Source organism: Pseudomonas sp. FW305-28, from assembly GCF_017351395.1.
In the GTDB taxonomy this organism is placed as follows: Bacteria; Pseudomonadota; Gammaproteobacteria; order Pseudomonadales; family Pseudomonadaceae; genus Aquipseudomonas; species Aquipseudomonas fluorescens_AA.
The window spans coordinates 1-10,413 of record NZ_JACNDD010000200.1 but is presented as its reverse complement, the minus strand read 5'-3'; the positions used below and the strand labels follow the sequence as shown (position 1 = coordinate 10,413).

At 62.4% G+C, this 10,413-nt stretch carries 15 protein-coding genes; 4 read left to right on the top strand and 11 right to left on the bottom strand.

All coding sequences use genetic code 11. The features are described 5' to 3' along the window. The 4 genes from modC to J4E53_RS28175 form a co-directional block, all read right to left on the bottom strand. Window positions 1-1,072 (bottom strand): molybdenum ABC transporter ATP-binding protein (gene modC, locus J4E53_RS28190; RefSeq protein WP_207268238.1); only part of this gene is annotated, 1,072 nt, incomplete at its 3' end. A gap of 3 nt (window positions 1,073-1,075) precedes the next feature. Continuing rightward, window positions 1,076-1,756, bottom strand: coding sequence for a molybdate ABC transporter permease subunit (gene modB, locus J4E53_RS28185; protein ID WP_060741661.1), 681 nt, complete (start codon window positions 1,754-1,756; stop codon window positions 1,076-1,078). Further along, window positions 1,757-2,509, bottom strand: a complete 753-nt coding sequence (modA, locus tag J4E53_RS28180; protein WP_103311029.1) for a molybdate ABC transporter substrate-binding protein — start codon at window positions 2,507-2,509, stop codon at window positions 1,757-1,759. A gap of 289 nt (window positions 2,510-2,798) precedes the next feature. Then, window positions 2,799-3,872: a nitronate monooxygenase family protein gene (locus tag J4E53_RS28175; RefSeq protein ID WP_103311030.1), complete on the bottom strand. Its 1,074-nt coding sequence runs from the start codon at window positions 3,870-3,872 to the stop codon at window positions 2,799-2,801. A 148-nt stretch (window positions 3,873-4,020) separates the two neighbouring features. Between J4E53_RS28175 and J4E53_RS28170 the strand changes: the two genes are divergently transcribed. Further along, on the top strand, window positions 4,021-4,509 hold the full coding sequence (locus J4E53_RS28170; RefSeq protein ID WP_060741664.1) for a GyrI-like domain-containing protein: 489 nt from the start codon (window positions 4,021-4,023) through the stop codon (window positions 4,507-4,509). On the opposite strand, the gene ada is transcribed toward J4E53_RS28170, so the two are convergent. From ada to J4E53_RS28145, 5 genes are all read right to left on the bottom strand, one after another. Beyond that, entirely contained in the window at window positions 4,473-5,546 is a 1,074-nt protein-coding gene (gene ada / locus J4E53_RS28165; RefSeq protein ID WP_060741665.1) for a bifunctional DNA-binding transcriptional regulator/O6-methylguanine-DNA methyltransferase Ada, read from the bottom strand. The two genes, J4E53_RS28170 and ada, sit on opposite strands and share 37 nt — an antisense overlap. An 87-nt stretch (window positions 5,547-5,633) precedes the next feature. Next, the gene (gene alkB / locus J4E53_RS28160) at window positions 5,634-6,314 is read right to left on the bottom strand and encodes a DNA oxidative demethylase AlkB (protein ID WP_371919232.1); all 681 of its coding nucleotides are present in this window, start codon (window positions 6,312-6,314) and stop codon (window positions 5,634-5,636) included. Further along, window positions 6,304-7,032, bottom strand: coding sequence for a 2OG-Fe(II) oxygenase (locus tag J4E53_RS28155; RefSeq protein ID WP_060741666.1), 729 nt, complete (start codon window positions 7,030-7,032; stop codon window positions 6,304-6,306). Before J4E53_RS28155 ends, alkB begins: the two co-directional genes overlap by 11 nt. Before the next feature lie 189 nt (window positions 7,033-7,221). Next, entirely contained in the window at window positions 7,222-7,392 is a 171-nt protein-coding gene (locus tag J4E53_RS28150) for a hypothetical protein (RefSeq protein WP_177431748.1), read from the bottom strand. A gap of 28 nt (window positions 7,393-7,420) precedes the next feature. Beyond that, window positions 7,421-7,723 (bottom strand): DUF1883 domain-containing protein, encoded by a 303-nt coding sequence (locus tag J4E53_RS28145; protein WP_003182962.1) that lies wholly within the window; start codon window positions 7,721-7,723, stop codon window positions 7,421-7,423. 202 nt (window positions 7,724-7,925) lie between these two features. Here J4E53_RS28145 and J4E53_RS28140 point away from each other — a divergent pair, with 202 nt between their 5' ends. Together J4E53_RS28140 and J4E53_RS28135 are read left to right on the top strand one after the other, a co-directional pair. Continuing rightward, entirely contained in the window at window positions 7,926-8,276 is a 351-nt protein-coding gene (locus tag J4E53_RS28140) for a hypothetical protein (RefSeq protein ID WP_053122953.1), read from the top strand. Between the two features lie 109 nt (window positions 8,277-8,385). After that, entirely contained in the window at window positions 8,386-8,616 is a 231-nt protein-coding gene (locus J4E53_RS28135; protein ID WP_060741667.1) for a hypothetical protein, read from the top strand. A 30-nt stretch (window positions 8,617-8,646) separates the two neighbouring features. On the opposite strand, the gene J4E53_RS28130 is transcribed toward J4E53_RS28135, so the two are convergent. Next, window positions 8,647-8,928 (bottom strand): hypothetical protein, encoded by a 282-nt coding sequence (locus J4E53_RS28130; RefSeq protein WP_060741668.1) that lies wholly within the window; start codon window positions 8,926-8,928, stop codon window positions 8,647-8,649. Between the two features lie 115 nt (window positions 8,929-9,043). Next, the gene (locus J4E53_RS28125; protein ID WP_060741669.1) at window positions 9,044-9,256 is read right to left on the bottom strand and encodes a hypothetical protein; all 213 of its coding nucleotides are present in this window, start codon (window positions 9,254-9,256) and stop codon (window positions 9,044-9,046) included. 234 nt (window positions 9,257-9,490) lie between these two features. Here J4E53_RS28125 and galU point away from each other — a divergent pair, with 234 nt between their 5' ends. Next, window positions 9,491-10,330 (top strand): UTP--glucose-1-phosphate uridylyltransferase GalU, encoded by an 840-nt coding sequence (gene galU / locus J4E53_RS28120; protein ID WP_003182953.1) that lies wholly within the window; start codon window positions 9,491-9,493, stop codon window positions 10,328-10,330. Window positions 10,331-10,413 lie beyond the last annotated feature (83 nt).

Genomic DNA, 10,413 nt, shown 5'->3' with positions numbered 1-10,413 from the left:
ACACCGCTACCGCCTTGATCTGCGCCCACAACGCCAGTCCCGGCTGCAGTTTCAACTGGTCGCGGGAGTAGCGGGTGATGCGCGCCAGCAGCGGAGTGCCGGCGGCTTCCAGGCGGACCAGCACATGGGCGGCGTTGTCGGCGGCCTGTTCGCTGACCACGGTCACCGGCAGGCGGTTGAGGATGCTGGTCTGGGCATCGTTCGCCAGGCTGAGGCTGACGTCCCGGGCCTGGACCTTGAAACGCAGCGGCTGGCCGAGGGCCAGTGATGTATGCGCCACGCGTACGTTCAGTTGGCTGTCGGGCAGGTTCAGGGTCAGCAATTGGTACGCCGGGTCATAGCCGCTGACCTTGCCCTCGATCACCACCCCGGCGTCATCCCCCAGGGCCAATGGCAGGTCGAGCCGGGCCAGGGTTTCGCCGATGGGGCCGCTGGCCTGCGCGCGGCCAGCGTCGAGCAGCACGATGTGATCGGCCAGGCGCGCCACTTCGTCCTGGGAATGGCTGACATACAGCACCGGGATGTCCAGCTCATCGTGGAGTCGTTGCAGGTAAGGCAGGATTTCGTTTTTGCGCCGGGTATCGAGGGCCGCCAGCGGCTCATCCATCAGCAGCAGCCGCGGGCTGGTGAGCAGGGCACGGGCGATGCCCACCCGTTGGCGCTCGCCGCCGGAGAGGTTGTGCGGCTGGCGATCGAGCAAGTGCCCGATACCCAGCAGATCGGTGGCCTGGTACATGTCCACCCGCCGTTGTGCCGGCGCGATGCGCTTGAGGCCGAACGCCAGGTTGGCCCGCACCGACAGATGGGCGAACAGGCTCGCCTCCTGGAACACATACCCCACCGACCGCTTGTGGGGCGGCACGAACACGCCGTGCTCGCTGTCCTGCCACACTTGGCCGTTGACCTCGATAAAGCCCCGGGCCGGCCGCTCCAACCCGGCAATGCAGCGCAGGCAGGTGGTCTTGCCGGAGCCGGAAGGCCCATACAGGGCCGTCACGCCACGGCCCGGCAGTTGCACATCCAGGTCCAGGGAAAAAGCCCCGTGGTCGAGTTGCAAACGCGCGTTGATCATCGATCAGCTCCAACCGGCACGGGTTCGGCGGCTCGAGTACAGCGCCAGCAGCACCAGGAATGAAAACACCAGCATCGCCGCCGCCAGCCAGTGGGCCTGGGCATACTCCAGGGCTTCGACATGGTCGTAGATCTGTACCGACACCACCCGGGTTTTCTCCGGGATGTTGCCGCCGATCATCAGCACCACGCCGAATTCGCCGACGGTGTGGGCGAAACCCAGAATCGCCGCCGTGATAAAACCAGGACGAGCCAGGGGCAGGATGACGCTGAAAAACGTATCCCAAGGCCCGGCTCGCAGGGTGGCGGCGACTTCCAGGGGGCGACTGCCGATGGCAGCGAAGGCGTTTTGCAACGGCTGCACCACAAACGGCATGGAATAGATCACCGAGCCGATCACCAGCCCGGTAAAGCTGAAGGTGAGGGTGCCCAACCCGAGGGCTTGGGTGAGCTGGCCGATCCAGCCGTTCGGCCCCAATGCCAGCAGCAGGTAAAAGCCAATCACCGTTGGCGGCAGCACCAGCGGCAACGCCACCACCGCCCCCACCGGCCCGCGCAGCCAGGAGCGGGTGCGTGATAGCCACAACGCGATGGGCGTGCCGACGAGCAGCAGGATCACCGTGGTCAAGGACGCCAGTTTCAGGGTCAGCCAGATGGCGGCGTAGTCGGCGCTGGTCAGGGGCATTTAGCGTTGGTAACCGTAGGCTTGGATGATGGCGGCGGCTTTCGGGCCCTTGAGGTAATCCACCAGGGCTACGGCGGCGGGGTTGTCCCGGCCCTTGGTGAGGATCACCGCGTCTTGTTTGATCGGGGCGTGCAGTTCGGCCGGGACGATCCACGCCGAGCCGCCCGTCACTTTGCCGTCCTTGTACACCTGGGACAAGGCGACGAAGCCCAATTCAGCGTTACCGGTGGAGACGAACTGGTAGGCCTGGGTGATGTTCTGGCCTTCGACGAGCTTGCTTTTGATCTGATCGGTCAAGCCCAGCTTGTCCAGCACCTGGGTCGCGGCCAGGCCATAGGGCGCGGCTTTCGGGTTGGCGATGGACAGGTGTTGGAAGTCGTTGCGCTTGAGGACCTGGCCCTGGTTGTCGACATAACCGTCCTTGGCCGACCACAGCGCCAGGGTGCCGACCGCGTAGGTAAAGCGCGAGCCGTTGACGGTGTCGCCTTCGCTTTCGAGTTTGGCCGGGGTGGTGTCGTCGGCGGCGAGGAAAACCTCGAATGGCGCGCCGTTCTTGATCTGCGTGTAGAACTGGCCGGTGGCGCCGTACGCCGCCACCAGTTTATGCCCGGTGTCTTTTTCGAAATCGGCGGCAATGGCCTGGATCGGCGCAGTGAAATTGGCGGCGACCGCCACCTGCACCTCGGCGGCCTGGGCGGCGCCAATAGTCAGGAACGGGATCAACAGCAACGGCGCGAAGCGGGTGAGGCGCATAGGTGAGGCTCCGTAAGGTCAGGTCGTTATATAGTGGAATATATAGCGAATGGCCGACAAACGGAACGTGGCATTTTGCCTGGGCAGCTAGGGGCGAGGGCTGGCCCCATCGCGAGCAAGCTCGCTCCCACAGGGGGCGGAGGTGATTGGGGGATTTATGTTCACCCCGCAACCCTGTGGAGCGGGCTTGCTCCCACAGGTCCGGTGGTGTGTCCAGATTTGCCGGTTGCCCCTATCTCTGTGGGAGCGAGCTTGCTCGCGATGGCGGCCTGACAGGCAATGACGACTGTCAGGACCGCCCCCAGTTGTTGAATCGGGCCAACGCCTCTTCAGCCAACCGCCGGGTCAATTCGGCTGTCGACAGATCGCGCCCCAAGGGGAAGGCCTGGCCGGCCCAGAGGTTGCTGAAGTCCGCTTCGCCCTTGGCGCGCAACGGCATCAAGGCGCCGCCCGCCAAGGGGAATGCCGGCGCAAGTGGGCTCATCGGCCCCACTTCGCGCATCACCCGGTTGACGATGCCCCGGGCCGGGCGGCCGGTGAACAGGTTGGTGACGGCGGTCTGGCTTTCCTTGGCCGTGCGCAACGCCCGGTGATGGGACGCGCTGATTTTCGCCTCGGGGGTGAACAGGTAGGCGCTGCCCAGTTGCACCGCCGAGGCCCCCAGGGCGAATGCCGCGACAATCCCGCGGGCATCGCCAATGCCGCCGGCGGCGATCACCGGTACCTTCACCGCATCCACCACCTGCGGCAGCAAGGCAAACAGACCGACCTGGGTGTTGAGGTCGTCGCTGAGGAACATCCCGCGATGCCCGCCGGCTTCATAGCCCATGGCGATGATCGCGTCGCAACCGTGCTGTTCGAGCCAGATGGCTTCCTCGACGGTGGTGGCCGACGAAAGAATTTTCGCACCGGTGGCCTTTACCCGGTCCAGCAGGGATTTTTCCGGCAGGCCAAAGTGGAAACTGACCACCTTGGGACGCATCTCCTCCAACACCCGGCAGGCGGCATCATCGAAGGGCGTGCGGTTGGACACCGGGGTCGGTGCGTCGAAGTCGATGCCCAGTTCCTGATAGTACGGCTTGAGCCGTTGTTTCCAGGTCTCGGCCCGCTGCTCGTCGAAGGCCGGTGGCTGATGACAGAAAAAATTCACGTTGAACGGCTTGTCGGTCTGTTCGCTGATGGTCGTCAGCGCCTGGCGCAACTGCTCGACATCGAGCATCGCCGCCGGCATCGAACCCAGGCCGCCGGCATTGCAGGTCGCGACCACCATGGCCGGCCCGGTCACCCCGGCCAGCGGCCCCTGGATGATGGGCAACTCGATACCGAGCAGGTCAAGAAGGCGAGTGTCTGGCCACTGGCTCATGTGCGGGGTCTCCGACGGCAGAAGGAAACAGCGTTTTTAGCAGGTGTGGGCCGGGGAGGGCCAGTCGAGTTTTTCAATCGTGCGCCGCAACTTGATCCCGACGGCGGGAGGGTTACCATGCGTGCTTCAGTATCAAGGAGCCTGACCCATGGACGTGAAACTCAAGACCGTCGAACCCTTCACCGTGGCCGGTTTGCAGGTGCGCACCCGCAACACTGACGAGCAGCAGCCCGACACGGCCAGGATCGGCCCGATGTGGCAACGGTTCTTCACCGAAGGGCTGTTCGACACGATCCCGGCCAGGCAGTCGGAGTCGTTCGTCTACGGGGTGTATTCCAATTACGAGTCCGACGCCACCGGCCACTTCGACGTGACGGCCGGGGTGCAGGTGGATGCGACCAGCGCAGGCTACCCCGCCGTGGACATCGAGGGCGGGGATTACCTGGTGTTTTCGGCCAAGGGGCCGATGCCCGATTGCGTGGTTCAGACCTGGGGCCTGATCTGGGCCTACTTCGCGGATAACCCACAGACGCTGCGCCGCTTCACCACCGATTTCGAGGTCTACGGCAGCCCCGACTCGGTGGCGATCTACATCGGCGTTCAGTCCCCGGCCGAGCGCTCCAGCGCGAGCAACTGACGCTTGCGCTCCACGCCCCAGCGATAGCCCGATAGGTTGCCGTCGCTGCGCACCACCCGGTGGCAAGGGATCGCCACCGCCAGGCTGTTGGCGCCGCAGGCCTGGGCCACGGCGCGCACGGCCTTGGGCATGCCGATGCGCTGGGCGATCTCGGCGTAGCTGGCGGTGCTCCCTGCGGGAATGTCCCGCAACGCTTGCCAGACCCGTTCCTGAAAGGCGGTGCCGCGCAGGTCCAGGGGCAGGTCCAGGCCCAGGGCCGGCGCTTCGATGAAGCCCACCACCTGGGCGATCAACTGCTCGAACTCGCGGTCGGCACCGATGAGGTTGGCCCGGCGGAATTTGTCCTGCAGGTCCCGCACCAGCGCGTCCGGATCGTCTCCCAGCAGGATCGCGCACACGCCACGCTCGCTTTGCGCCACCAGGATTGCCCCGAGGGAGCATTGGCCGACGGCGAAACGGATGTCGGTGTTCTGCCCGGCAGCGCGGTAGTCGGCGGGTTTCATGCCCAACACTTTGTCGGCCGCTTCATAGAAGCGGCTGTTGGAATTGAAGCCGGCGTCGTACAGCGCCTCGGTGATCGTGCCGCCATCGGCCAGGCGTTCGCGCACCTTGCGTGAACGATGGGCGGCGGCGTAACCCTTGGGCGTCAGGCCGGTGACAGCCTTGAAGACCCGATGAAAATGGAAGGGGCTCAAGCCGGCGCTTGCTGCCAGTTCATTCAGGCCTGGCAGTTCCTCGGCCGCCTCGATTTGCCGGCAGGCCGCCGCGACTCGGGCCGCTTGTTGGGCGGCGATCTGAGTCTGGTCCCGGGCCACGCGCTTGCTGGGCCGGTAGCCGGCGGCCTGGGCCTGTTCCGGCGTGTCGAAAAATTCGACGTTGCGCGGGTTGGGCAGGCGCGACAGGCTGCTGGGGTGGCAATAGATGCCGGTGGTTTTCACGCCATAGACGAATTGCCCATCGGCGCGCGGGTCCCGGGCGAGTACGGCGGCCCAGCGAGGATCCAGTTCAGGGGCAAGATTGTTCGAAGTGCTGTTCATGGTCGTTATTCCATTGGCCCGTTTTGCCTACAGTAGCGAGCCATCCAAGTGACGACACTCCGGGTCTTGCGGTTGAATTCTGCACCTTCATCCGGCGCTGCGAAGCGTCAGGTTGATCCGCTGGGTACCCAGGCGCGGGTGTTGGCCTTCCTTGAGCGCCAGCACGCCGTGGTAACGCAACCGGTCCACGCCACCCCAGACCACGATGTCACCATGGTGCAACGGGATGCGCAGGCTCTTGTCGCTGCGCTCGAAGCCGCCGAACTGGAACACCGCTGGCAAGCCCAGGGAGATCGAGACGATGGGCGCGGCGAGGGAGCGTTCGTTCTTGTCCTGGTGCAGCGACATCCGGGCGCCGGGCACGTAGCGGTTGATCAGGCAGCTGTCGGGCTCGAAATGCTCGAACTGCGCTTGCTGGGCGGCGGCCTGGGCCAGTTCGCGAAACACCGCCGGCATGTCGGGCCAGGGGTGGCCGGTCTGCGGGTCGTGGGCGGTGTAGCGATAGCCGCTGCGGTCGGTGGTCCAGCCCAGCGCGCCGCAACTGCTCAAGGCCACCGACATGGTAAAGCCACCCGGCGTGACCATCTGCCGGAACGGCGCAGCCTGCAGGACGCTTTCCAGCGCCGGCAGCAAACGGTCGAGCCAGGGCAAGGCGAACCCGCGCAGTACGAAGGATTGTTGGCCAATCTGTTCGATCTGGCCGGACGTGGTGGGCACCTGGTCGGCGAACAGGTCCAATGTGATCGGTGTGTCATGACTACTGCGCATCATGAAAAATGATTCCCAAGGTGTGCCGCCTGCCGCTGTGCACGCGGCTGACGCCATGGCGCATGTTCACCCGATAATAACCGCGAACGCCTTCGACCGGCCGCTGGTGCACGGCAAATACCACGGCGTCGCCCTGTTTCAGATCGATGACCTGGGGTCGCGACTGCATGCGCGGGCGCTGTTCAGTGAGGACAAACTCGCCGCCGGTAAAGTCCTGGCCCGGTTCCGACAACAGGATCGCGACCTGCAAGGGGAACACCTGCTCGCCATACAGATCCTGGTGCAGGCAGTTGTAGTCCTGCGGACCGTATTGCAACAACAAGGGCGTCGGACGCGATTGCCCGGCAGCGTGACAGCGCTGGATGAAGTCGGCGTGCTGGTCGGGATATCGCCCTTCAAGGCCCATGCATTCATTCCAGCGGTTCGCCAGCGGCACCAGCATGGGGTACAACGCCTGACGCAGCTGTTGGATGAAGTCCGGTAGCGGATAGCGAAAATACTGATACTCGCCACGCCCGAACCCATGACGGGCCATGACCACCCGGGAACGAAAAAGCCCGCTCTCTGCGTATAGACCGCTGAGCATTCGACATTGCGTGGCGGGCAGCAGGTTGCGGATGAGCGCGCTGCCGTCCTGCTCGAGGCTGTGTTCCAGGGCCGACCCATCCAGGTGACTTATTCGTTGGGTCAGTGAGGGCAGATGCGGGGGAGTGGGCATGATGACAATCCTTGGTGCAAAGGATTGGTCAGTCTGATGAGTGCTTCGTTGGTCTGCACTCCGGTTCTTGCGGTGCATCAATGTCCTGAGTCGCTCCCATCAGCAGGCACGACAAATCCCCTGTGGCGAGGGAGCTTGCTCCCGCATCGTGCCCACCCTGGTGCCACAAAAATTTCTCAGGGTGAGTCTTTACAGCGCTTTACTGACACTGACGTCGCTGATCACATCCTGGGTATCTCCGTGCAACGCTTGCAGGGCTGCCAAGGCTTCTTCTTCGGTGCCGTCCACGAGTTGCGCGAATTCGAAGCGGCGTTCGCCATTGAGCTTGTACTTGATGACGTATTTGGTCGTCTGGGCCACGGTTTTGCCTTTCTTGAAAGGGCGATGCTCAGCTCAGTTTCGAGCTGGACCGCCGGATGATTTTGATCTTGTGGGTCAGGGTCGGCTTGCGCGTGACGCTGATTGCACGGCGGTTGACGGTGTCGATGGTGATGTTCCAGAAACCGGTGCTCGGCGCCGTGATCCTGGCCGGGAACGTGTCGAACGCGCCGCCGTGATAGGTGTGCCGGCCACCGTTCTTGAAGCTGCGGAAGTTGGCGTCGTTCATCAAACGGATGTTGCACATTTGGGAGCATTCGATGACGACAATGTCGTCTTCGTTCAGGTGCTCGCGCTGGTGAATGAATTTCATGGGCGCCTCCAGAAGGGCTTTTTCTACAAAATCAAAACGATAGCAAGGGGCAATGAGGCGCAGTTTATCAGCCTCGAGTGTTAATATCCGGCCCGCGCTCCAGGCTTTGTTCATTTATCGCAGGTAGCGGGCAAAAAAAGCGGTGCGACACCGGAGCAAAACGGCGTCTGCATTGTCGGAGGATCTTTATTGGAGGAAACATATGAAGCGCAGCGTGTGGGTGTTGGCATTGGCCATGAGTGGATGTGCATCGGTATCGGACATCAACCAGACGCCTCCCACCATGAGCGTCATCTCCGGAAAGAAACCACACGAATATGCCAAATGCGTTGCCGACAAGCTCGCCAGCAGCCGTGGCTCGCTGCAAATGGAGCCGCACAAGAACGGCGTGCGGCTGATCGTCCCGGGCAAACTGTCGACCCTGCCGGCGGCGGTGTTCGACATTGACGAGCGTTCCAGTGGCAGCAGCATCAAGCTGCACGAAAGCATGTCCAACGTGCCGGTGCGTCCGGGCGATGTGCAGGATGCGGCCAACGCCTGTATTTCCGGCTGAACACCGTCAGCGCCTGACGAGCGGGCCGGCCATCGGATAGACTGGGGCCCTCGACAAAAAATGCCGCCACGGTCAACGTTGGCGGCATTGTCATTCATGGAGTCAGTCGATGAAACGCGAGCAGGTGCGCGAGCGCCATGCAGAAGGCCTTATTTATGCCACCCACGTGATTCAGAACCCGGCGAGCCCGGGCGAATGGGTCGTGTTCTTCAAGAAAAGCGCAGGGCGCAGTTTTTTCCTGGTGGATGAGCAGGACGAAGTCGAGTCCTTCAGCCAACTCGATGACCTGATCGAGACCATACGCGGGCTGGGCATCAAGACCGCCGAGATTCACATCTGATGTCCTGTATCGCCAATACAGGACACTCGCTTATTTACAGACCACCACGACACTGCGGCTGCTGAAGTTGCCCACGTCGACCCCCAGGGTCTTCTCGCTTTCCTTGGCCTGGGGTGTGCCGTTGGTGCCGACGATCCGGTAGCCGGTGCCGGCACAGGACGCATCGGCCTTCTCATAGCAAGTCGCCCAGGAGTTGGCCTCGCCTGAGCAGTCGATGGTCAAGCCCTGCTCGCCATTATCGAGATAGGTTTTTTCGGCCGAGGCACAGCCCGCCAGGGCCAGGACTGTGAACAGCGCCAGAAGTGTCTTCATGGGATCGTCATCGAGGAGGGAAGGGCAACGGCGAGGTTATAGCGAATGGCCATTCCGGTACAGCTAAACCCGCCTCGTTCGATGCCCGGGTGGCATCTACTGGAGGCCGGTCTGGTTATTTCTTGCGGCGGGGGCTGCGTGCGGGGGCGCTTTCGCGTTCTTTCGTCGCTGGGGCAGCGCGTTCGTCCTGGAATACCGCAGCAACTTCCACTGCCATGGCCTTGCTAGGCAAGGGACCGGCGACCTGCTCGCCGTGATAGTTGATAATCCACCACTGGCCGTCCTTGCCCTGGCTGACCGAATAACCGTTTGCGTTTCTTGCCGACATCTAACTGCCTCAATTGGCGTGATCAAGGACGCCATGATACGTCAAATGCTCGCAAACAGTGCTCACTGGCGTACAGTGGACCGCTGCAGCCATCGAAACGAAAGGCGATTGAACTATCCGCCGTTTTTTATTTCTCTATGATGGCATCGGTTGGCCAGTGCGGGCATTGTAAGGTGCCCGTCGCCTGATTAGACTGCGCCGAAACTCGTACACACCGCCTTTTCAAGGACTTATATGATCAAGAAATGCTTGTTCCCAGCAGCCGGTTACGGTACTCGCTTCCTGCCAGCGACTAAAGCCATGCCCAAAGAAATGCTGCCGGTGGTGAACAAGCCACTGATCCAGTACGGCGTCGAAGAAGCTCTCGATGCGGGCCTGACTGAAATCTCCATCGTGACTGGCCGTGGTAAACGCGCGCTGGAAGACCATTTTGACATCAGCTACGAGCTGGAAAACCAGATCAAAGGCACCGACAAGGAAAAATACCTGGTCGGCATCCGCAAACTGCTGGATGAGTGCTCGTTTTCCTACACCCGCCAGACCGAAATGAAAGGCCTGGGCCACGCGATCCTGACCGGTCGCCCATTGATCGGCGACGAACCGTTCGCCGTGGTCCTGGCGGACGACCTGTGCGTCAACCTCGAAGGCGACGGCGTCCTGACCCAGATGGTCAAGCTGTACAAGCAGTTCCGCTGCTCCATCGTGGCGATCCAGGAAGTCGATCCGCAGGAAACCAACAAGTACGGCGTGATTGCCGGCGAAATGATCCGCGACGACATCTACCGTGTTCACAGCATGGTTGAAAAACCGAAGCCTGAAGACGCACCGTCGAACCTGGCGATCATCGGTCGCTACATCCTGACCCCGGACATCTTCGACCTGATCGAACAGACCGAACCAGGCAAGGGCGGCGAAATCCAGATCACCGACGCCCTGATGAAACAGGCCCAGAACGGCTGCGTCATGGCCTACAAGTTCAAGGGCAAGCGTTTTGACTGCGGTGGCGCCGAAGGCTACATCGACGCGACCAACTTCTGCTTCGAGAACTTCTACAAGACCGGCAAGGCTTACTGATAGCCGCCGCGCCTCGAAAAACGCCCCGACTGGTTCGGGGCGTTTTTTTGCGCGGGGAAAAGTCTCTCGCAAGCACACAAGTA

Coding starts and splice junctions, on each gene's coding strand:
- modB (WP_060741661.1), bottom strand. CDS start 1,756: ATGCCCCTGACCAGCGCCGACTACGCCGCCATCTGGCTGACCCTGAAA.
- modA (WP_103311029.1), bottom strand. CDS start 2,509: ATGCGCCTCACCCGCTTCGCGCCGTTGCTGTTGATCCCGTTCCTGACT.
- J4E53_RS28175 (WP_103311030.1), bottom strand. CDS start 3,872: ATGAGCCAGTGGCCAGACACTCGCCTTCTTGACCTGCTCGGTATCGAG.
- J4E53_RS28170 (WP_060741664.1), top strand. CDS start 4,021: ATGGACGTGAAACTCAAGACCGTCGAACCCTTCACCGTGGCCGGTTTG.
- ada (WP_060741665.1), bottom strand. CDS start 5,546: ATGAACAGCACTTCGAACAATCTTGCCCCTGAACTGGATCCTCGCTGG.
- alkB (WP_371919232.1), bottom strand. CDS start 6,314: ATGCGCAGTAGTCATGACACACCGATCACATTGGACCTGTTCGCCGAC.
- J4E53_RS28155 (WP_060741666.1), bottom strand. CDS start 7,032: ATGCCCACTCCCCCGCATCTGCCCTCACTGACCCAACGAATAAGTCAC.
- J4E53_RS28145 (WP_003182962.1), bottom strand. CDS start 7,723: ATGAAATTCATTCACCAGCGCGAGCACCTGAACGAAGACGACATTGTC.
- J4E53_RS28140 (WP_053122953.1), top strand. CDS start 7,926: ATGAAGCGCAGCGTGTGGGTGTTGGCATTGGCCATGAGTGGATGTGCA.
- J4E53_RS28135 (WP_060741667.1), top strand. CDS start 8,386: ATGAAACGCGAGCAGGTGCGCGAGCGCCATGCAGAAGGCCTTATTTAT.
- J4E53_RS28130 (WP_060741668.1), bottom strand. CDS start 8,928: ATGAAGACACTTCTGGCGCTGTTCACAGTCCTGGCCCTGGCGGGCTGT.
- J4E53_RS28125 (WP_060741669.1), bottom strand. CDS start 9,256: ATGTCGGCAAGAAACGCAAACGGTTATTCGGTCAGCCAGGGCAAGGAC.
- galU (WP_003182953.1), top strand. CDS start 9,491: ATGATCAAGAAATGCTTGTTCCCAGCAGCCGGTTACGGTACTCGCTTC.